This window comes from Acinetobacter sp. ANC_7682 (assembly GCF_056779795.1).
On record NZ_JBWYIQ010000023.1, the window covers coordinates 1 to 22,166 of the forward strand.

The following is a 22,166-nucleotide window of genomic DNA, read 5'->3' on the forward strand; positions in this document are numbered from 1 at the left end:
GGTAGGACATTTGATTTGTAGCGTTATTTTCATACCTCTATTTTATCAAAAGCCATATTGTTTTTTTCAGCATACTTTTTGAAACACCACCGAAACATTTAAAAAAACTTTTGCGAGTGTGGAAACAGAAGTGACTGAAAGTAAAGCCGCAATGACCCCAATTTTAAAAGAACGCATCATTATTCCCATGTGTTTGTCGTTTTTTGATGATTTGAGCATAGGGAAATTTTTTAAAATAAAAAAATAAGAAGAAATGAAAAAGTTATGATCAAAACAGCTATTCATTTTGTGAGTGACTTTTTACACTATGAGAACGGAATGAGGTTGCTTGAAATGATCTGTTTAAAAAATGCCAAGCCAATGGATGCAATATCTATTTTGGATCGTGGCTTCCATTATGGAGATGGCTGTTTTACCACGGCGAGAATTCGAAATAATAAAATTGAATTATTTGAACGTCATTTAAAAAGATTGAATACCGCAATTGAGCAATTGTCGCTTCAAGCTAATCTCGACTATATTGCTGAGTCTATCCAGTATTTACAGCAAGCGTATGATCAATTAAACGGAACCATTAAAATTGTACTGAGTCGAGGCGAGGGCCAACGAGGATACAGTTTACCGCATCATTCAGCAGATCTTTGGCTGTATTATTATCCGCAAAACGTGACTGATCATCACTATGAAGTCATTGCGAGTGGTTTACTTGAGCGAGCAATGGGTTTAACCATGCCACAATTGGTGGGAATTAAATCACTGAATCGGTTAGAACAAGTGTTACTAAAGCAGGAAGCCGATGAGAAGGGTTTTCAAGAAGCCTTAGTTACAGATGTGCAAGGCTATATTGTTGAAGGAATCAGCAGTAACTGCTTTATACGATTGAATGATACGTGGATTTGCCCTGAACTTCGTTATAATGGCGTTCATGGGGTGATGCGTGCTGAAATTTTGGAGCGCATGAATCATTATGGTATAACGTTCCAAAAAAGAGTAATTGATTTGAATGAGCTTCCTGACATTCAAAGTGTATTTTATTGTAATGCGCTCCACCCAATGAAAATCGCCTCTTGCCTTGATGATCATCGATTAGATACACAAGCGTGTATTGATCTTTTTCGCCACCTTCAACTTAATCAGATTTAAAGCTTATGTCCTCTCCTCAGAAATCAACAAAGAAAAAGAACAGCAAGACATCCTTTAAACCTAAAGCGCTTTTACTCATTATTGCAGGCCTAATGTTGCTTGCAACCATGATTTTATCTACAAGTCTATGGAAGGATTATCCTGTAGAGGGTAAAAAGCAAATGCTCGCGATTAATCATGGTGATACTTACTCACAATTTATTGATCGTTTAGCTCAAAATAAACAAGTTTCATTTCCCATTATTTTAAAGATTTATCAACGATTGATGATTCATGACAGCATGAAAGCTGGAGTTTATGAAGTTAAAGAGGGAATGAGTGTCCGTCAAGTTCTAGACATGATTTCGAATTCTGAAAATGCACAACTGAATCGAATTTTGGTCATTGAGGGTACAACATTTAAGCAGTTAAAAAATGCACTCAAAAATGATGAATTGGTGACGAAAGAGCTGGTTCATTTGAGTGATGCAGAAATATTAAAGGAATTGAATATTCCATTTTCACATCCAGAAGGTTTATTTGCGCCTAATACTTATTTTTTTGCGAAGGGTGAAACAGATCGTAAAATTTTAACTGATTTGTATCAACATCAGATGAAGGCACTAGATAAAGCCTGGGAAAATCGAGCTTCTGATTTGCCTTATAAAAATAAATATGAAGCGCTCATCATGGCATCAATTATTGAGAAAGAAACCAATGTTGATCATGAGTTAGATAAAGTCTCGGGCGTATTCGTTCGTCGATTAAAAATAGGTATGCGTTTACAAACTGATCCAACCGTCATTTATGGTATGGGCGATCAATATACGGGCAACATTACCCGTAAAGATTTAAGAACGCCGACACCATATAACACATATACGATTTACGGATTGCCACCAACACCGATCGCATTACCAAGTGATAAAGCGATCGAAGCGGCAATGCATCCAGATCATTCTGACTATATTTATTTTGTGGCGACTGGAAATGGAGGTCACAAATTCAGTACCAATCTAGATGACCATAATCGCGCTGTTCAAGAATATCTTGCTGTGATTCGATCTAAAAAATAAGGGGTAAAATAGACGTGTTTATTAGCTTTGAAGGCACAGAAGGTGTTGGTAAAACGACATTGATCCATAAAATTCGTGACTACTTCCTTGAGCAATCAAAGCAAGTTGTTCTAACTCGTGAACCAGGTGGTACTCCGCTCGCTGAGCAAATTCGTTCCGTACTTCTGACGGTGAATCATGAAGAAAGAATGAGTAATGATACTGAACTATTATTGATGTACGCAGCTCGAGCGCAACATCTGCAACAAGTTATAATGCCTGCACTTGAAAATAGTTCGATCGTGTTATGCGACCGTTTTTGTGATAGCAGTTTCGCGTATCAGTGTGCAGGTCGTGGGTTAAGCCGTGAAAAATTAGCGCTTTTAAACCAAAACTTTGTTCTAAAAATGCCTGACCTGACATTTTGGTTGGATGCTCCGACTGAACTCGGAATGCAACGAGCGCGTGCGCGTGGAGCATTGGATCGGTTTGAACAAGAAAAAGCAGCTTTTTTTGAAAAAGTACGCGCAGGATTTGCTGAATTACATCAGTTAGAACCCAATCGTGTTAAGCGTATTGATGCAACACGAAGTCCTGAGCAAGTATTTAATGATGCAATTGAACGAATTAGTTCATGGAAAGCTGAGCATAAATGCTAATTAAAAGATGCAAATATGATTTATATTGAGTCATTGTTTATGGAAGAACGATTAGACTCAATATGATCAGTAATAAAGAAGAAATACTCAAATTCCTACAAACCGAATTTCCACAAAGTCTCCAAAAATGTGAAATAATGTCAGTAGAGCCACGTGGTGCTACAGTCATTTATCATGTTGATGAAAATGATTTAAGACCTGGAGGGACAGTTTCAGGTCCGACTATGATGACAGCAGCCGATTATGGATTGTATATCGCAATACTCGGAGAAATTGGTATTGTAGGTCTTACAGTGACGACCAATATGAATATAAACTTTCTTAAAAAACCGAAAGGTGGTTGTGACATCAAGGGTGTTTGTAAATTAATGAAAGTTGGCAAAATTCTAGTTGTCGGAGAGGTTTACTTGTACTCTGTTGGGAATGATGAGCCGATAGCTCACGTTACTGGAACTTACTCAATTCCTCCCAAAAGGGCATAAAAAAGCGAGTATGAACTCGCTTTTTTATGTTGAACTTAAACCTCAACTAAAGGTGTTTCCACTTCAAAATTTGGTGGGGTGAGTACGGTTTTTCGTAATTCTTGCGAAGGCTCAGGATAGTCCAAAGTGTAATGTAATCCGCGTGATTCTTTTCTTTGCATCGCACAACGAATAATCATTTCAGAAACGAGCACAAGGTTACGAAGCTCAATTAGATTTTTACTGACATGATAATCTTGATAATATTCGGTGATTTCATGTTTCAGCATTTCAACGCGGTGTAATGCACGTTCTAAACGTTTGGTCGTTCGTACAATACCTACATAGTTCCACATGGTCTGACGTAACTCATCCCAGTTTTGTAAAATGACAACGTCTTCATCAGGATTCATGACTTGAGAAGCATCCCATTCAGGGACTTCATAGTGATCTATAATATTTTGATGTTGATCTTGAATATGCTTTGCTGCACTCATGCCATATACAAAACATTCTAAAAGTGAGTTACTTGCCATACGGTTAGCGCCGTGTAAACCTGTATAAGACGTCTCACCAATCGCATATAGACCTTGAATGTCCGTTTGACTATGTTCATCGACTACGACACCACCACAGGTGTAGTGCGCTGCTGGCACAACTGGGATCATATCTTTGGTAATATCAATACCCAGCTCGAGTAGGCGAGCATACAACGTAGGGAAGTGCTCTTTAATGAACTCAGGGGTTTTGTGGGTAATATCTAGCCATACATGTCGTATACCCAATCTTTTAATTTCGTAGTCGATAGCTCGAGCTACAATATCACGTGGTGCTAACTCTGCACGTTCATCGAAACGAAGCATGAAGCGTTCGCCGTCAGGTAAACGAAGATAAGCGCCTTCACCACGCATTGCTTCAGTAATTAAGAAGGAACGTGCTTGAGGATGATATAAACAGGTTGGGTGGAATTGATTAAATTCCATATTGGCGACGCGGCATCCAGCACGATATGCCATTGCAATACCATCGCCTGTAGCGATATCAGGGTTAGAGGTATATAAATATGCTTTCATGGCACCGCCACATGCCAGTGCAGTAAATGGTGCTAAGAAAGTATGCACTTGCTCGGTTTGCTCATCTAAAGCATATAAGCCTAAAGCACGATTTTCCTGATTCAAATGCCCCAGCTTATGCGCTGTAATGAGGTCAATCGCAATGTAATTTTCAAAGATGTGAATATTGTTTTTTTCTTGTGCCCGTTCAACTAAAGTGGTTGAAATTGCTTTCCCTGTTGCATCTGCGGAATGAATAATGCGGCGCTGAGAATGCCCACCTTCACGTGTGAGATGCAAGTTATCTTCATCATCGAGTGTGAATTTAACACCTTGTTTCAGTAAAAAATCAACAGAGGGTTTTCCTCCTTCAACCGTGTGTTGAACAGCTTGTTTTTCACAGAGATAAGCACCTGCAATGAGCGTGTCATCAATATGTTGTTGAATAGAATCAGCCTCATCAAGAACAGCTGCAACGCCGCCTTGTGCATAATACGTGCTGGCATCTTTCAAATGAGATTTTGCTAACACTGCGATATTAAAATGATCAGGTAATGAGAGTGCTAGACTTAAACCCGCACCGCCACTGCCCACAATAATCACATCAAATTGATGCGTACTTGTATTTTTCGGCATTTCCATTCGCAAACTGAATTTTAAAAGTGCGTTAATATGGCTCTTTTTCAAAGCAAAATTCAAGAGTTTGATTGATCAATTTTTTTTTTATGCACTTGAACTATTAGTTTTTAATCATATTTTAAGTAAAGTATTGTTTTCTATTAATATAGAAACATTTATTTACGCACAGAGAATTTTGATTGTGCTAAAAATTATTTTATCCAAGAATCATAAATGAGAGTTCACTTAACATGAAAAATCGCGTTATAGCATCAGGACTTTTTGCTGCAGTATTTACTGCGGCAGTGCAAACTCAAGCGGCGGCTACTGTTGACTTTTCAAATCTTGTAGAGCGAGTAAGTCCGGGTGTCGTCAGCGTGAATGTTGTTAAGAAAATGACACAAGAAGAAATTCTTCAACAACAAGTACCTGAACTACTGAAACGATTCTTCGGCAATCAAATTATTATTCCGCAGCGCCAAGCTCCTCAAGAGAAAACGGGTTTTGGGAGTGCATTTTTTATTAGCCGTGATGGTTACCTGATTACCAACCATCATGTTGTAGAAAATGCTTCACAAATCACCATCATGTTAAATGATCGTCGCGAGATTGATGCCAAAGTTATTGGTAGTGATGAACGTACTGATGTGGCATTACTGAAAGTTGAAGGTACGAACTACCCAGCACTTTCGACTGGGAATATCGACCAATTAAGAGTTGGGGAACCTGTTCTCGCCATTGGCTCACCGTTTGGTTTTGAATACTCGGCATCTGCAGGGATTGTCAGTGCCAAATCAAGAAATATGTTGGGTGAAACATCAGTTCCGTTTATTCAAACCGATGTCGCATTAAACCCTGGTAACTCTGGGGGACCATTGTTTAATCAACAAGGTCAAGTGATTGGTGTGAATTCTCGTATTTTCAGTGGTACTGGCGGATATATGGGATTGTCATTCTCCATTCCAATCGATGTAGCGATGGATGTGGCGGATCAATTAAAGAAAACTGGTAAAGTTACTCGCTCATATCTTGGTATTCATTTACAAGAGATTGATCGTAACCTCGCAGAAGCTTATAAACTACCAAAACCTGAAGGTGCTTTAATCACAGAAATTGCGCCAAACTCCCCAGCAGAGCGCGCTGGTTTAAAGCAAAATGATATTATTTTGAAATACAATGGAACTGCAATTTCAAGAACGAGTGAGCTATTAAATTACTTAAATAGAACACAGCCAAATCAAAAAATTCAGTTAGAAATCTTGCGCGATGAACGTGTACGTACGATTTCAGCAACACTTGCATCAGCACCAGATGAAACACCTGCACAAGCGCAAAATGTAAGTGAAGCTAAAAAACGCGGACCTACATTAGGTGTTGCGATACGCGAACTTGCACCTGTTGAAAAAACACGCCTTGGTGTTAAAGGTGGTGTCTACATTCAAGAGGTTGTACGCGGAGGTTTGGCGGCACAATCTCGTATTATGGCTGGTGATGTGATCACCTCGATTAATGGTAAGAATGTAAGTACAACACAAGATTTTGTGGAAGCGGTGGCTAATCTTAAAACGAATACAGTTGCACGAGTGGGTATCATCCGTGAAGGGCGAAATGCCATGATCGGATTAAGAATCAAATAAACATAAATTGAATAAAAGGCCTTGCGACAGCAAGGTCTTTTTTATTTAACCCTAAAATTATATTAAACTCTTTTCGAATGTTGATGATGAATACGCAATACAAGGGAATACAGTGAGTACAATCTTTGACCTTAAAATAAAAGCAACAGCACAAGACATTGATATTTTAGGTCATGTGAATAATGTGGTGTATGTAAAATGGATGCAAGATGTTGCAACAGCACATATTCAACAACTGGGTCTGGGGGTTGAGCAATATCTAGAACTCAAACATGCCATGGTTGCTGTTGAGCATCACATGAATTACAGAAAGGCGTGTTTTGAAAATGATGAAATTATTTTAAGAACTTGGCTTAATGATTTGAATGCGATGTATTCATTCCGTCAGTACGCTTTTTTTAGACCTTCAGACCAATCATTATTATTTGTGGGAAATACCAAATGGGCCTGTGTAGAGATTGCGACAGGCAGACCTAAACGATTATCGCCAACATTTACTCAAGCTTATCAGCCTATTTCTGAGGTATTAAATCCTTTGGATTTCACTCAAGATTATTCTTTACCCGCTAAATAAAGAATTGCTTGAGTCGGACGAATTAAATATTTCACCACATGGTGTTCATTATTATGAATACTTTGAAAAATCCATCTGCTATAATCGTCCGCAATTTGTTAAACAGCTTTTGCTATGTAGTTTTTATTTCATGCATAGCGCAATTTATTGTTCAAGGTAACCCATGGCGCAAGCTAAAAAATCCGTAAATATCAAAAATATACGTAACTTTTCGATCATTGCTCACATTGATCACGGGAAGTCAACTTTAGCTGACCGTTTTATTCAGACCTGTGGTGGTTTGCAAGATCGCGAAATGCAAGCGCAAGTTCTAGACTCAATGGAGCTTGAGCGTGAGCGCGGGATTACCATTAAAGCTGCATCTGTGACGCTTTATTATACACACCCAAATGGCGAAGAATATCAACTGAACTTTATTGATACACCTGGGCACGTTGACTTCTCATATGAAGTTTCGCGCTCGCTTGCTGCTTGTGAAGGTGCACTTTTAGTTGTTGACGCAGCTCAGGGTGTTGAAGCTCAGTCAGTTGCAAACTGTTATACAGCTATTGAGCAAGGTCTTGAGGTTCTTCCAGTACTTAATAAAATTGATTTACCTCAAGCTGAACCAGAGCGTGTTATTCAAGAAATTGAAGACATTATCGGAATTGAAGCAACTGAAGCACCTACGTGTTCAGCTAAAACTGGATTAGGAATCGAAGGTGTTTTAGAAACACTTGTGAATACCATTCCTGCTCCGACGGGTGACCGTGAAGCGCCGCTTCAAGCTTTAATTATTGACTCATGGTTTGACAACTATTTAGGTGTTGTATCCTTAGTTCGCATTAAGCAAGGTCGGGTGCGTAAAGGCGATAAAATGTTGATGAAATCAACAGGTCAAACGCACATCATTACCTCTGTCGGTATTTTCAATCCTAAACATACAGAAACTGATATTTTAGAAGCAGGTGAAGTTGGCTTTGTGATTGCTGGTATCAAAGATATTTTTGGTGCGCCAGTTGGAGATACGATTACACTTGCTACAACGCCGGAAGTAGAAACTTTACCTGGATTCAAAAAAGTTAAACCACAGGTATATGCTGGTTTATTCCCAATTGATTCGAGTGAATTTGAACCTTTCCGTGAAGCATTACAAAAACTGCAAATTAACGATTCAGCATTATTCTTTGAACCTGAAAGTTCAGATGCATTAGGATTTGGTTTCCGTTGCGGTTTCTTGGGTATGCTGCACATGGAGATTGTTCAAGAGCGTTTAGAGCGTGAATATGATCTAGACCTGATTTCATCGGCACCGACTGTAATTTATGAAGCTGTCATGAAAAGTGGTGAGACAGTTTATATCGACAGTCCATCAAAAATGCCAGATGGATCTACTGTAGAGGATCTTCGAGAGCCGATTGCAGAATGTAATATCCTTGTGCCACAAGAATATCTTGGTAATGTAATGACGTTGTGTGTTGAACGACGCGGTGTTCAAAAAGATATGAAGTTTATGGCAAACCAAGTAGCCATTACATTTGAGATACCAATGGCTGAAGTCGTGATGGATTTCTTCGATAAATTGAAATCATGTTCACGTGGTTTTGCATCATTAGATTACAACTTCGTCCGTTTTGAGTCTTCTTCTCTTGTAAAAGTAGATGTCTTGATCAATGGTGAAAAAGTCGATGCATTGGCAATGATTTGTCACCGTCAAGATGCGCGACATCGTGGTATTGCACTTGTAGAAAAAATGAAAGATTTGATTCCGCGCCAAATGTTTGATGTGGCAATTCAAGCTGCGATTGGTGCTCAAATTATCGCGCGCTCAACAGTAAAAGCAATGCGTAAGAACGTATTGGCAAAATGTTATGGTGGTGACGTTTCACGTAAGAAGAAACTTCTCGCTAAACAGAAAGAAGGTAAGAAACGTATGAAGCAGGTGGGTAGTGTAGAAATCCCACAAGAAGCTTTCTTAGCTGTGTTAAAAGTAGAGCGATAACAACAAGGAATATCCCATGGATTTTGATTTTAACCTCATTCTCGTACCTGCAACCCTAATCTTTTTTGGATTGTGGTTGCTGGATAAATTGGTGCTCAAACAAAGAGCAACCAAAGGAAAAGGGAATGAAAATTTCATTATTACATGGGCATATGATTTTTGGCCTGTACTTGCAGTTGTGTTAGTGCTGCGTTCATTCTTCTTTGAACCTTATAATATTCCATCTGAATCCATGGTTCCGGCATTGGAAACGGGTGATTATATCTTGGTGAACAAATATCAATATGGTGTTCGTTTACCGATTAGCAACACCAAAGTGTTGAATGTCAATGAGCCTGAACGTGGTGATGTGGCGGTATTTAGATATCCACCAAACCCATCAATTAGCTATATTAAGCGTATTATTGGTTTACCTGGTGATCATATCGTTTTTGAGAATAATCAATTAACCATCAATGGTGAAAAAGTTGTAACGGAATCGGCTGAATTTAATCGTGAAAAAGATGTTTCAGACACGCCAAATTCAATTTATCATTATGAAACTTTAGGTGATCATAAGTATTTGGTTCGTAATTTGGAAGGTCAAAACCCGATTATTGCGCATTTCAATTATGCACAAACCAAACAAGATCTTCCTTATGTTGCCACTGCGAATGATCGCTTTGTGAGAACAAATGGTCAAAGCTGGGAAGTAACTGTTCCGAAAGGATATTACTTTGCCATGGGTGACAACCGTGATCAGAGTGCTGATAGTCGAATCTGGGGATTCGTACCTGAGGCAAATTTAACAGGACAAGCAATTTATGTATGGATGCATAAAGAAGCTGGTTTGAAATTGCCATCATTCAGTCGTAATGGTCAAATTCAGTAATCTTTAAATATATGGATAATAAAAAATGCGTAACACTCAACGTGGTGCATCGTATACAGCGATTTTATTAGGGGTAATTGTTGCGGCATTTGGACTTAAAGTGCTCGTAACATTGTGGCAGCCTTATTGGGATGACCGACTAATCAATCAATTGATTGAAGAACAAGTTGCAATCAGCTCAAAGGCGACAACACCACAACAGTTTGCTTCAACAATGGGGCAGAAGTTTAGCATGAACAATATCCGTGACATTGAGTTCAAAGATATTGCGACTGTCAAATCTAAACAAGGTTTACAAGTGACAAAGAAATATGAAGTAAGAAAGCCATTCTTATTTAATATTGATTTAGTCCTCACATTCGAGAAAAGTTTTGATCAAAGGTCAGTTCAAAGTAAGTGATTCTCGCTTACTGAGTCGCATCGGTTATCAGTTTAAGAAAATTGAATTACTTCAACTTGCGTTGACACACCGATCGGTTAGCCATAAACATAACTATGAACGCCTAGAGTTTCTAGGCGATTCATTGTTAGGTATGATTATTGCCAATTACCTTTATCATGCTTATCCACATGAAAACGAAGGTCGTCTGACGCGTATGCGAGCTACTTTGGTTCGACAAGAAGCGTTAGGCAAAATTGCAACAGATTTGAAACTTAGTCAGAGTTTAATACTCAGTACTGGTGAATTAAAATCTGGTGGTCATCATAGAGAGTCGATACTCGCTGACACAGTCGAAGCGATTATTGGTGCAATCTATACTGATAGCCAAGATTTAAAGTTGTTAGAATCAATTGTGTTGAAATGGTATGAACCTTATTTAGATCATATTGAACCAACAGATCAATTGAAAGATCCTAAGTCCCGTTTACAAGAGTATCTTCAAGCTCGTAAAAAACCTCTCCCAGTGTATGAGGTTGTTGATATTCAGGGTGATGCACCAAACCAACATTTTAAAGTGGAATGTATGGTTGAAGGCTTGCCAAAATGTATGGGTGAGGGTTCAAGTCGTCGTTTTGCTGAGCAAGCAGTAGCGGCGGAAATTTTAAAATTTTTGGAGCAAAAGTCTTCATGACTACTCATTCCGATCACATCGATGCTGATCACGAGTCGCAAGACAGCGGCAATGATTTAATCAATCAATTTTTTAGTTCTCAAGGTACTACAATTCCCTCAGACTACAAAAGTGGCTTTGTAGCAATTGTAGGTCGTCCGAATGTAGGTAAATCTACATTAATGAACCATATTTTGGGTCAGAAGCTTTCGATTACGTCTCGTAAGCCTCAAACAACTCGACACAAGATTGTGGGTATTGATACGCGTGAGAAATCTCAGGCAGTATTTGTTGACACCCCTGGAATGCATAAGAAAGAAGTCCGTGCTATCAATAAAATGATGAATCGTGCAGCTCATTCAGCCTTGCGTGATGTAAATCTTGTACTGTTTGTTGTAGACGCTGACAAATGGACTCAAAATGATGAATTAGTCCTTGAGAAGCTCAAAAATGCCGAAATGCCTGTCATCTTGGTCATTAATAAATTGGACACATTTGAGAATAAAAATCAGGCATTACCACTAATTCAAGAACGTACTAAATTAATGAATTTTGCTGAGATCGTTCCGGTATCGGCATTGCGTGGCGCTAACCTTGATCATCTTAGAGATACGATCGAAAAATACTTACCGTTTCAACCACCATTGTATGCACTAGATCAACTCACAGATCGTTCTGAACGCTTCTTAGCTTCTGAAATTATTCGTGAAAAAATCATGCGTCAACTGGGTGAAGAGCTTCCATATGATTTAACGGTTCAAATTGAATCGTTTAAAACAGAAGAAGCGACTCTAAATGAGAAAACTGGTCGTATGAAGCCCGCTTGTACCTATATTGATGCTACGATTTTTGTTGATCGCCCTGGGCAAAAAGCCATTGTCATCGGTGAAAAAGGATCAAAGTTGAAAAAAATTGGTATGGATGCACGTGCTGATATGGAAAAAATGTTCGAAGAAAAGATCATGCTCACCCTTTGGGTTAAAGTCAAAGGCGGTTGGTCTGATGATGAGCGTGCATTAAAAAGCTTAGGATATAGTGATATCTAAGGGTTAAGCAGTTATAGGAGCTGATGATGATGAAGATGGTTGCGATAATTGTATGTGCTTTGGTTTTACAAGGTTGCATTCATAAAGTTGTCACAGTTCCTGTAAAAGTTGCGTATAAAACCACCAAAGGAGTCGTCAAAGGTACTGCAGCAGTAGTTGGGGCTGTTATTCCCGATGGTGATGACGATGATGAAAAAGAACTAAAGAAAGATAAATAATAAGATTAGTCGATGCGAAATGAACTTTTGCATGGATACTTAATCCATCATCGAAAGTATCGAGAGCGGAGTCATATTGTCCATTTATTCACTGAAGAGTATGGACGAGTTGACGGCATACTAAGACAACCTCCACCACCGCAATATCAGCCTATCGCACTTCAAGCGACAGGAAAGTCTGAATTAAAAAACTTCACAAAATTAGAAATTGTTAATCATCCCATTTTTTTTCATGGTGATGCATTCTTTTCAGGATTTTATTTAAATGAAATCTTATTGAGATTATGCCCATTAGAAGAGGCAATGCCAGATACTTTTGCACAGTACCACAAGACATTAGAAAATTTACAAAAATTAGCCCAACATTCAAATCCTAACGAATTCTTGAAGCAAATTCTTCGTCAATTTGAATACGTACTTCTAGAAGAGCTTGGTTATGCGATTGATTACTCGATAGACGCACACCAAAATGAAATTTTAACTTCACAAAAATATCAATTTCAATTAAACGAAGGCTTCATACCAGTTCAGTATTCAAGTGCCGCTACACTGACAGGTGAGCAAATTCGCAGCATGATAAATTATGAAAATGGTACAGATTTCAACGCTGAACAGTTACAATTACTGAATAAATTATATCGTCAAATGATTACTTCATTATTGGGTGATCGCCCACTAAAAAGTCGTCAATTGTGGATTCAAAACGCTCAATCAAAATCAAATTAGGAAAATGTTATGGCTGCATTGCTTGGTGTGAACATTGATCATGTTGCAACTCTAAGACAGGCTCGAGGCACACGCTACCCGGATCCAGTACAGGCAGCACTAATTTGTGAAGAGGCAGGGGCTGAAGGCATTACATTACATTTACGTGAGGATCGTCGTCATATTCATGATGATGATGTCCGTCGCATGCGCCCTGTACTTAAAACACGCATGAACCTTGAAATGGCAGTGACAGATGAGATGGTGGCATTTGCTAAAGAAATAAAGCCGCATCACGTGTGTTTTGTGCCTGAAAAGCGTCAAGAAGTCACGACCGAAGGTGGCTTAGATGTTGTTGGTAATTTTGAGGTTGTTAAGTCTGCTACACAGGAATTAGCAGCGATTGGATGTGATGTATCGTTATTTATCGATGCTGATATTGAACAAATTGATGCTGCAATTGCCTGTGGTGCGCCAACTATTGAGATTCATACAGGTGCTTATGCAGATGCTGAAACAGAAGAAGCACAGCAGGTAGAGTTACAACGTATTATCCGTGGAACAGAATACGCTGCTGCTAAAGGTTTGGTTGTAAATGCTGGACATGGACTCAATCTTGACAATGTTGCTCCTATTGCAGCAATTCCTCAAATACACGAATTGAATATTGGACATGCTCTGATTGCCGATGCTGTTTTTAAAGGACTTACGCAAGCAGTTCAAGATATGAAAGTAGCAATTAAAGCTGCACGATAAGATTGATAAGTACGATGTCAAATATTGATTATGATGAATTAATGAAGCCTGTCATAGGCTTCCTTGGTTGTGAAACTCCACAAGCTTGGTTAGATGAGGCTGTAAATAATCTTGATATTTTGATGCAAGATCATGCGAACTGTGAAAAGAAAGCAGCCAGTACAGCCATGAATCTCATGTTTAGATACAGCTTTTTTGTAGATTTACAAGTCAAGCTCGCTCAATTAGTGCGTGAGGAAATGCTGCATTATGAGCAGGTTTTAGAGTTTATGAATAAGCGCGGGCAGCAATGGGTTGGTTTAAGTGCCGGGCGTTATGCGGGTGGCTTACGCAAAGAAATTCGGACGTATGAACCAGAAGCGCTAATTGATGTTTTAATTATTGGTGCGTTTGTGGAAGCACGCTCATGTGAGCGTTTTTATGCATTAGCGCCTAGAGTCGATGAGGAATTAGGGCGCTATTATCGCTACTTACTAAAATCTGAATCACGCCATTATGAGGATTATTTGGCTCTAGCTCTGGATGTGGCTAAAACTGCGAAATTGAAAGATCCTGAGGAGGATATTCAAAGTCGTATAGAGCACATTCGTGAAGTTGAAAAGCAACTCATCTTAACACCTGATGAAACCTTCCGTTTTCACAGTGGAGTTCCAGCAAAAGCAGCTTAAAATATGGTTGAGAAAATCCTCCCAAGTGGGGGATTTTTTTGGCATAAAAAAAGCCCAAGTCTTAAATGCTTGGGCTTTTTAGTATTTGGCTCTCCAACCTGGGCTCGAACCAGGGACCTGCGGATTAACAGTCCGTCGCTCTACCGACTGAGCTATTGGAGAATCTGAATGCGATTATAAGGGGATTTAAGATTGGGTCAAGTGTAAATTGCCATACAATTGTCACTTTTGAGCCACATGTTGTTTATTTGCTCAAATAAAATATTTTTTTTAAATTTACTTGCCAATTTAGAATGAGCTTGTTAGATTTATTTAACAACAGAGCGCTTGAAACAGAGTTTTAAGCAGTGTGGATTTATACCAACTTGCCAGCACTAAATGGCTAAAATAGGAGAAAGCGAATGAATACGCTTACCATTTCTCAGATCTTTTCTAATCTTGAATTCTATAAACAAAATTACCTGTCTATCTTGAATTCGCCTAGTTCTTATTTCATTGAAGTAGATGGCGCGGTAATTGATGTATTTCCTTTTAAAAAACATCATCTGGTTTTGGGTGAGCTATTACAGCTGTGGTTTTCTGAAAAATGGTCTGTTGATTACGATCAATCATGCACGCTTGAACAATATTTGGCAGCAAATGACTTAACACCTAACGTAAATAAACTCTATATCTACTCCATAAAAGGGAATGCCATTCTTGGCACGAATAAATCGTTTGCTTGGGTAAATGAGTCGAATGCGGTGAGCGAGATTTTATTAAAGTCACCACTTAAATATTATGTTGAATGCCTAAGTTGTTCTCGTCCTTCAAAGCATTTGTTTAATAAACAGCTTGCAGTTTAGGCAAATTTTCACAAGTCAAATCTGAAATTGTTGAATGAATTGATTTTTTTTAAATATAGTCCAAGTTAGCCTGTGTCATTTTATCTTCTTTAGTAGGGTGAATTGGTGTTTCTAGAAGTTTTTTTATTAATTAAATCCTATATTGTGGTTGCTTAGATCGGTTTTATCTTCTATATGATGGTGCAAAGCATATCTATAAATGGGATTTTTCAGTGATAAATATGATCTTTCAGAATGAGCTATCGATACTATGAATAGTGTTTAAATTTCAATATTTTCAATATTTTCAATATTCTATTTGGATCACTGATGGACCATGTTTGGATAGCTTTAAAAAAACCTCCGACGTTTATCCAATCCTAAAAGCACAATTTGTTCGATTCAGTGAAAGAGCGTATTAACCAAAAGGTTTTATGTTGAGTATTGGGTTATGTAGGTGCATGAAGGGGTTTAGATTTAAGCAAAAAAAACCCGCGAAAATCGCGGGTTTTTGATCTGATTAATTTATCAGATTATTTTTCAGCTGCGATAGAGGCAATTGCTGCATCTACGCCTTCGATTGAGTCAGCCGCTTTTTTGATACGTGCAAGCGCATCAACTAGTACTTCATCTGCTGTTGCATATGAAATACGCATATAACCGCCTAAACCGAATGCATCACCAGGAACAACCGCAACACCAGTTTCTTCCAATAACCATGCAGAGAATTCTGTGCAAGATTTTAAACCTTTTGCACGGATCAATGGACGAATGTTTGCATAAGCATAGAATGCACCGTCAGCAGGTAAGCATGTAATGCCTTTGATATCATTCAAGCCATTAACAACCAAATCATGACGGCGTTTGAAAGCTTCAATCATTGGTTTAAGTACGTCTTGAGGACCATTCAATGCAGTTTCTGCCGCAACTTGCGAAATTGAAGTTGGGTTAGAAGTAGATTGTGATTGAATTTTCTTCATTGCGCCGATTAATTTAGCAGGACCTGCTGCATAGCCGATACGCCAACCTGTCATTGCATATGCTTTAGATACACCGTTGAGAACGATTACGCGATCGTAAAGATCTGGTGCAACTGTAGCAATGTTATAAAACTCGTCGTCCCAACGAATTGGTTCGTACATATCATCAGAAGCAACATATACTTCAGGATATTTACGAAGAACTTCAGCTAATGCTTCTAATTCTTCTTTGGTATAAATCATACCTGTTGGGTTAGAAGGGCTGTTTAAAACAACTAGGCGAGTTTTATCAGTAATTGCAGCTTCTAATTGAACTGGTGTGATTTTGAAACGTTGTTCTTCACCACATTTAACAATAACTGGCACACCTTCTGCGATGATCACCATATCTGGATAGCTTACCCAGAATGGAGCAGGGATGATTACTTCATCGCCTTTATTTAACAATGCAAGCGCAAGGTTAAAGAATGATTGCTTACCGCCACAAGAAACGAGAATCTGGTTAGCAGCATAATCAAGGTTATTATCACGTTTTAATTTAGCGATAATTGCTTTTTTAAGACCTGGCGTACCGTCAACTGCGGTGTATTTAGTGAAACCGTTGTTAATCGCTGCAATTGCTGCATCTTTGATGTGTTGTGGTGTATCGAAATCCGGTTCACCTGCACCTAAGCCAATAACGTTTTTACCAGCAGCTTTAAGTTCTGCAGCTTTATTGGTCACAGCAAGCGTTGGGGACGGTTTGATGGCATTGACACGATCAGAGAGACGTACGTCCACGGCAGTATTCCTTCTTATAGGGATTAAAAAATAAAAAGCACACTATCTTAGCTTAAATTGAATGTTTTAGTCGTCCAATATCTAGGCAAATTAGCAAAAAATCACGAAATTCACCGAATTTTAATGCAATGATACATATCCACATTAAACAACGTGGGTCGCATAAAAAAACAAATTTCCGTACAATAGCGTTAGATTGAAATGAGTAGTCTCAAATGAGTTCGGAAAATTCTCCCAAAAAGAAGCCTGTAGTGAATCTTCCATTTCCTATCAAGCAAGTGAATGACGCAAAGCAAGCTGATGAAGAAATCGAAGATCTACGTCCAAAGCCTCAGCGCTATGCTGATCGCACATGGATGCCGCCACGTGGTACACGTCGCTCAATGGGTAAAAGATAAAAAATAGGTGCTTTAAGCACCTATTTTTTTGCAGGGAAGAATTACACGTAACTTAAGTTTTGATCTAGAGTCAGTAAGTTGAATGTAGAACCGTCTTTAAATACGATTGATTCAACTTGATGTGCTTCACCTTTAGCCCAATCTTTAATAGTGATTTGATCAGCAGAATCTTTAAGTTTGATGATACGATCATTCCCAGAGTCTTGAACGAGTAAATCATCAATTGAGATACCAGCACCAAATTGAATGGTATCTTGACCACCTTTTTCATAGATTGTATCTACTCCAAAGCCTTGATCAAAATAGTATGTCTCGTTACCAAGATCGCCATACAATTTGTCGTTACCAATACCACCATTTAAGATGTTAATTAGACCCCCGTTTGCGATTAAGGTGTCATCTCCAGCGAGGCCTTTTAATTCGTTATTTACGAATTTGCTACCTGTGATAATGTTGTCAGATTGGTTACCCGTACCACTTTGTTGAATTTCTGATCCAGCAATCAAAAGTTCTTTGATTGGATTGATCAGCGTAAGGTTTTCAATATTTTCGGTTAATTGATACTGATCTGCAGAACTAATGACAGTGTCTGTACCTTCATAGTTGTGTTCAAGTACGAAGTCATATTTTGATTGTACATAATAGGTATCGTCACCACGACTACCTACGAGGACATTGATGCCTTCACCACCTTTTAGAATGTCATTGCCCCAACCACCAAAGAGCAAGTCATCACCTTTACCACCTACAAGCGTATCGTTGCCGACACCGCCTTTAATGATGTCATTACCATCTTTACCGTTTAAGGTACGTCCGAAAACTGAGTAAGTGGTAATAATGTTGGTGTTAGGGTTAAATAAGTTTGTCGCTACTGCTACAGAACCAGCTAAATCACCTGCATATGCGTAAGCAAGTTGAGTCAATGTATTTACAAGTTGATCACGTGAAGAGAAGCCATCATCAAATATTTCACCTTTGATGAATTGTCCAACGAAGTTTAAGCCCTCAGTCACGATTTGATTCACAACATCAAAGATACTCGCACCAGCTTTTAAGTTCGCTTTAACCACATCACCTAATAGCTCTAAATACCAAGTAAACGGACGGCTATCACCACCGTTCAATTGTGAAGTATCCACACCTAAATAGTGATCAAGAATACTTAATGGTGTGATACCTGTCCAATCACCTAGCTTGCCACCCAAGTTTTCAAGAGCTTGAGTTGCATCCATAAGTACCAATCCAAACTTACCATCAGAGCTTGGTAAATATCCTGCTGGAACAACAGTCTCGCCATCAGCATTTTTAACGCCATTCAAGAAATTGTCAGCTAAAGTTTTGATCAATACATTTGATGCTTGCCAGAATTGTTCATCCGTAATATAGATGCCTTTATCTGCGAGTGATTTACCTGTTCCTAAGCGAACATATTGATAAAGGAAGCTCTGAGGATCATCTATTGCAACAGCTTCAGCAACTTTTAACCAGTTTTTAGTACCCTGATCAACTGCGTCATTTGATGCTAAATCTTCTTTGATCACGGTATAAATAGGGCGCCAGAAATTTTTACCTTGTAAAGAACCAGTTGAGATAAACTTGTTATATAGTTCTTGAACTTGTTTAAATGCAGATTCACTTACGCGGTAACTGAATTGATTGTCAATTTTGTAGAATTTAGGACGACCGTCATCTGATGGATTAGATTGATCTGGTTGTTTTGGTTGCCCCCATTCTCGATCAAAATGTGAGTCTGAAGGTGGAAGAGTGGCACCAATATCCTTACCAATATTTACGATAATGTCTGAAATTTGATCAATGATTGCATCACCGGCTTTATGAATTTCTTCGAAACCAGGAATGAATTTATCACCAACTTTAACCAATGGCGCAACGCTATCTAATAAATCATTCACGATGCCATCTTTGCCGATAATCAAATTACCAACCAGCTCACTTGGAATTTTTAAAATTGAATCAAGGCTAAGTTCGCCATCTTTCCATTCATTTTTGTGGTGTGTATCTTTTGCTTCTACATTTGAGCCGAGGGCTTCACCAGCACCACTGAGTAAATTCGATGCTGCATCGATAATACGGTCACCTAACTCATGAACAACTTCAAATGGTTTACCAAGTAGAGCATTACCTGCTAGGCCAATAGGAGAAGCCACATCTAAAACTGTATTGACTAAATTTGCTGTTGTGACTAAACCATTACCTAGTAACTGAGCTGGAATAGAAAGTACTGAGCTAAATTTGAAATCAGGAACATAATCGAAAATAGGTTCAAGTTCATTTTCAACTTGATTTGCAACTGTATTCACAATTGATTTTAGGTTTTCAGTAGCTGATGGAAGCTCTTGAGACCATTCATTGTCATAATGCGTATCTTTAGGTTCAATAGTCCCGCCAATCGCTGAGCCAATGTCATGAGCCACATCAGAGACAGCATCAATAATCGTATCACCTGCTTTATGAACAACATCAAAACCAGGTATAAGCGCATTTCCTGCAATAGCAATTGGTGCAGCAGCATCAAGAATATCATTGGCAATATTGGTTGCACCAATAATGGTGTTTCCAATTAAATCCCCAGGAAGGCTTAAAATATTATCTAAGCTGAGTTCTTTGTCTTCCCACTCATTTTTATGATGAGTGTCATTCGGTTCGATGGTTGCACCAAGTGCTTTACCCACTGAATTCACTGCATCTGAAGCTGCATCAATAATTTTATCACCAATTTCGTGCACTGATTCGAAGGGTTTGCCAAGTAAAGCATTACCTGCTAAACCAATAGGAGAAACTACATCAAGAACAGTATTCACAGCATTGGTGGCAGCGATTAGACCATTACCAACGAGTTGAGCTGGAATTGAGAGAACTGAACTTAATTTAAAGTTAGGTAAGTAATCGAATGATTTATAATTGAACAAAGCCATTGTTATAGTCTCTTATAAAAATAAAGTGTTTTTAATCATTGTTTGTGATTAAAGTGTGATGAGAATCACATTTTATTAATTTAAAATCAATTGCTTTTGTTAGACAAGATCATGAATTTTTTGTCATAATTTAATGAAAAATATAGTAAAGCTTATATGAGAACTGAATAAGATTGATTTTTTCAAAAAAAAACACCAGTGCAATGACTAGTGTTTCAAGAGCAAATAAAATGTATGATCTAAAAATATAAATATTATAAACTATTGATTTTTATTGGATAAATATTTGTAGTATTGTCTCTTATGATCATACATGGATTGATCTGCACGCTTTAACATATCCTCAATTGTTTCATTCTCAAGGCTTGTAGCAAATCCCATTGATGCACTGATGATATGGTTAGAATAATATTGATTATCGATATTCAATAATTCTTGAATGGTCAAAATCGTCGACTGAACGGTAGTTTCATTTGCACCTTGCATCAAGATAACAAATTCATCACCTCCAATTCGAGAGGCTGTATAACTGGTATTGTGAATCGTTCTACTTAAGATATTACCCATTCTGCGTAAAATCTCATCACCTGCATCATGACCAAAGTGATCATTAATCGGTTTAAGGCCATTCATATCAAGAAAAATTGCAGAAACTGGGCGAATAAGTGCGCGTTCTAATCGATGGATTTCTTCAGTGTAGAACGAGCGATTTTTGAGTTTGGTTAAAACGTCGTGTTTACCTAAATATTCTAAATAGCTCTCAGCTTTTTTTCGCGCTGTAATGTCCGTTAGGGCAAGTTGTACAAGTCCCCAATCTTCTTCATAACCTGGAAACACAGTGAATTGAAGTAAAACATAACGAATTGAACCATCCAAAGCGTAGTTGATTGCTTCACGACTATGATGAATTTTCCCATTCCATAGTTCGATTAATTGTTCCTTAAAAGTTTGATGCATTTCTTTTGAGAAAACCTTTTTTAGATTTTGAAATAAATCAGATTTCGTCGATGCCTTGAATAAATCCAATGTTGCTTGATTGACATCTAGTAATACAATGTCTTCAATGCATTGTTGTACGAAATCTTGATGCACATCTAAAAAAGTTCTGAAATCATCAATACCAATTGATTTAAGATGATCGAGTCTTAATTTAATGCGACTAAAGTCTTCAACCCATAATGATGTGGGTGAATAACTAAATCTTGCTTCAGCTAATCGACGATTTTTTTCTTCTAAACGCCGAGCTTGCATATAACCACTAATATCTTCTGTAGTAAGCAAAATACGGTCTAAACTTTGTTCTGAACCAGGTAAAACGACAGCTCGCAGTTTTATGTCTAAGGGTTGACCACTCAAGGTGAAATTAGTGGTTGTACTTGTAAACTCTAATTCACCCTTCCAAAGTGCAACTAATTCCGCTACATGTGCATCAAACATTTGATGTTGGAAAATGGTGCTTAAATTTTGGGTGAGATGTTTAAGGCTTTGTGCTTCAAAAAGATCGAGTGTTTTTTGATTTACTTTAACAATCTTAATTTGATGTGCGCATAAAGTCACAAGATCTGGATTTTGCTGCAGATGTAAAGCTAAATCAGTAACCCCATCACTACGCCATTGGTTAAAGATGGTTTGAATGGCACTAAAATCTTCCAACCACATTGGGATAGGAGATAAATCAAAAATTGATGAATCAAGTATCTCCATAACTATCCTTGAACTTTTCTTTTAAAACAATAAATTGTGGATAATATAGCACTAAATTATTTTGATATA

21 protein-coding genes and 1 tRNA gene are annotated in these 22,166 nt (G+C 38.2%); 17 read left to right on the plus strand and 5 right to left on the minus strand.

Annotation, left to right across the window (positions count from 1 at the left end; translation table 11 throughout):
• Positions 1 to 333 precede the first annotated feature (333 nt).
• The 4 genes from pabC (at position 334) to AC1M9D_RS09825 (ending at position 3,318) form a co-directional block, all read left to right on the plus strand.
• Positions 334 to 1,143: an aminodeoxychorismate lyase gene (pabC, locus tag AC1M9D_RS09810; RefSeq protein WP_481612090.1), complete on the plus strand. Its 810-nt coding sequence runs from the start codon at positions 334 to 336 to the stop codon at positions 1,141 to 1,143.
• 5 nt (positions 1,144 to 1,148) lie between these two features.
• Positions 1,149 to 2,198, plus strand: coding sequence for an endolytic transglycosylase MltG (mltG, locus tag AC1M9D_RS09815; RefSeq protein ID WP_481595968.1), 1,050 nt, complete (start codon positions 1,149 to 1,151; stop codon positions 2,196 to 2,198).
• Positions 2,199 to 2,212: 14 nt separating this feature from the next.
• Positions 2,213 to 2,836 carry a dTMP kinase gene (tmk, locus tag AC1M9D_RS09820; RefSeq protein WP_481597363.1) on the plus strand — a complete coding sequence of 208 codons (624 nt, stop codon included), beginning with the start codon at positions 2,213 to 2,215 and terminating at the stop codon, positions 2,834 to 2,836.
• A 62-nt stretch (positions 2,837 to 2,898) separates the two neighbouring features.
• On the plus strand, positions 2,899 to 3,318 hold the full coding sequence (locus tag AC1M9D_RS09825) for a PaaI family thioesterase (protein ID WP_481612075.1): 420 nt from the start codon (positions 2,899 to 2,901) through the stop codon (positions 3,316 to 3,318).
• A 35-nt stretch (positions 3,319 to 3,353) separates the two neighbouring features.
• Here AC1M9D_RS09825 and nadB read toward each other — a convergent pair whose 3' ends face one another.
• The gene (gene nadB, locus AC1M9D_RS09830; RefSeq protein WP_373683328.1) at positions 3,354 to 4,985 is read right to left on the minus strand and encodes an L-aspartate oxidase; all 1,632 of its coding nucleotides are present in this window, start codon (positions 4,983 to 4,985) and stop codon (positions 3,354 to 3,356) included.
• A gap of 233 nt (positions 4,986 to 5,218) precedes the next feature.
• On the opposite strand from nadB, the gene AC1M9D_RS09835 reads away from it, so the two are divergent.
• From AC1M9D_RS09835 to AC1M9D_RS09885, 11 genes are all read left to right on the plus strand, one after another.
• Positions 5,219 to 6,604 (plus strand): Do family serine endopeptidase, encoded by a 1,386-nt coding sequence (locus AC1M9D_RS09835; RefSeq protein WP_481597360.1) that lies wholly within the window; start codon positions 5,219 to 5,221, stop codon positions 6,602 to 6,604.
• Positions 6,605 to 6,716: 112 nt separating this feature from the next.
• A complete protein-coding gene (locus tag AC1M9D_RS09840) occupies positions 6,717 to 7,178 on the plus strand; it encodes an acyl-CoA thioesterase (protein WP_481612076.1) in 462 nt (153 codons plus the stop codon).
• A 163-nt stretch (positions 7,179 to 7,341) separates the two neighbouring features.
• The gene (gene lepA, locus AC1M9D_RS09845) at positions 7,342 to 9,159 is read left to right on the plus strand and encodes a translation elongation factor 4 (protein ID WP_180028436.1); all 1,818 of its coding nucleotides are present in this window, start codon (positions 7,342 to 7,344) and stop codon (positions 9,157 to 9,159) included.
• A 16-nt stretch (positions 9,160 to 9,175) separates the two neighbouring features.
• Positions 9,176 to 10,030 (plus strand): signal peptidase I, encoded by an 855-nt coding sequence (lepB, locus tag AC1M9D_RS09850; RefSeq protein ID WP_035267182.1) that lies wholly within the window; start codon positions 9,176 to 9,178, stop codon positions 10,028 to 10,030.
• A 25-nt stretch (positions 10,031 to 10,055) separates the two neighbouring features.
• On the plus strand, positions 10,056 to 10,430 hold the full coding sequence (locus AC1M9D_RS09855; protein ID WP_481609875.1) for a DUF4845 domain-containing protein: 375 nt from the start codon (positions 10,056 to 10,058) through the stop codon (positions 10,428 to 10,430).
• Positions 10,402 to 11,103, plus strand: a complete 702-nt coding sequence (gene rnc, locus AC1M9D_RS09860) for a ribonuclease III (protein ID WP_035267179.1) — start codon at positions 10,402 to 10,404, stop codon at positions 11,101 to 11,103. The genes AC1M9D_RS09855 and rnc overlap by 29 nt, the downstream gene beginning before the upstream one ends.
• Entirely contained in the window at positions 11,100 to 12,128 is a 1,029-nt protein-coding gene (era, locus tag AC1M9D_RS09865) for a GTPase Era (protein WP_035267178.1), read from the plus strand. The genes rnc and era overlap by 4 nt, the downstream gene beginning before the upstream one ends.
• 26 nt (positions 12,129 to 12,154) lie before the next feature.
• Positions 12,155 to 12,346 (plus strand): NF038104 family lipoprotein, encoded by a 192-nt coding sequence (locus AC1M9D_RS09870; RefSeq protein ID WP_180028433.1) that lies wholly within the window; start codon positions 12,155 to 12,157, stop codon positions 12,344 to 12,346.
• 12 nt (positions 12,347 to 12,358) lie between these two features.
• Positions 12,359 to 13,072: a DNA repair protein RecO gene (recO, locus tag AC1M9D_RS09875; protein WP_481612077.1), complete on the plus strand. Its 714-nt coding sequence runs from the start codon at positions 12,359 to 12,361 to the stop codon at positions 13,070 to 13,072.
• 9 nt (positions 13,073 to 13,081) lie between these two features.
• A complete protein-coding gene (pdxJ, locus tag AC1M9D_RS09880) occupies positions 13,082 to 13,807 on the plus strand; it encodes a pyridoxine 5'-phosphate synthase (protein ID WP_481612078.1) in 726 nt (241 codons plus the stop codon).
• A 14-nt stretch (positions 13,808 to 13,821) separates the two neighbouring features.
• Positions 13,822 to 14,475, plus strand: coding sequence for a MiaE family protein (locus AC1M9D_RS09885; RefSeq protein ID WP_035267174.1), 654 nt, complete (start codon positions 13,822 to 13,824; stop codon positions 14,473 to 14,475).
• Between the two features lie 86 nt (positions 14,476 to 14,561).
• On the opposite strand, the gene AC1M9D_RS09890 is transcribed toward AC1M9D_RS09885, so the two are convergent.
• Positions 14,562 to 14,637 (minus strand) — tRNA-Asn (locus AC1M9D_RS09890).
• Positions 14,638 to 14,876: 239 nt separating this feature from the next.
• Between AC1M9D_RS09890 and AC1M9D_RS09895 the strand changes: the two genes are divergently transcribed.
• Positions 14,877 to 15,320 (plus strand): hypothetical protein, encoded by a 444-nt coding sequence (locus AC1M9D_RS09895; RefSeq protein WP_481612079.1) that lies wholly within the window; start codon positions 14,877 to 14,879, stop codon positions 15,318 to 15,320.
• Positions 15,321 to 15,832: 512 nt separating this feature from the next.
• On the opposite strand, the gene AC1M9D_RS09900 is transcribed toward AC1M9D_RS09895, so the two are convergent.
• Positions 15,833 to 17,059 carry a pyridoxal phosphate-dependent aminotransferase gene (locus AC1M9D_RS09900; RefSeq protein WP_481612080.1) on the minus strand — a complete coding sequence of 409 codons (1,227 nt, stop codon included), beginning with the start codon at positions 17,057 to 17,059 and terminating at the stop codon, positions 15,833 to 15,835.
• 215 nt (positions 17,060 to 17,274) lie between these two features.
• Between AC1M9D_RS09900 and AC1M9D_RS09905 the strand changes: the two genes are divergently transcribed.
• The gene (locus tag AC1M9D_RS09905; RefSeq protein ID WP_179997905.1) at positions 17,275 to 17,457 is read left to right on the plus strand and encodes a hypothetical protein; all 183 of its coding nucleotides are present in this window, start codon (positions 17,275 to 17,277) and stop codon (positions 17,455 to 17,457) included.
• Positions 17,458 to 17,498: 41 nt separating this feature from the next.
• Here the strand turns inward: AC1M9D_RS09905 and AC1M9D_RS09910 are convergent, their stop codons facing one another.
• Both AC1M9D_RS09910 and AC1M9D_RS09915 read right to left on the minus strand, forming a co-directional pair.
• Positions 17,499 to 20,393 carry a calcium-binding protein gene (locus AC1M9D_RS09910; protein WP_481612081.1) on the minus strand — a complete coding sequence of 965 codons (2,895 nt, stop codon included), beginning with the start codon at positions 20,391 to 20,393 and terminating at the stop codon, positions 17,499 to 17,501.
• A gap of 261 nt (positions 20,394 to 20,654) precedes the next feature.
• Entirely contained in the window at positions 20,655 to 22,097 is a 1,443-nt protein-coding gene (locus tag AC1M9D_RS09915) for a sensor domain-containing diguanylate cyclase (RefSeq protein ID WP_481590307.1), read from the minus strand.
• Positions 22,098 to 22,166 lie beyond the last annotated feature (69 nt).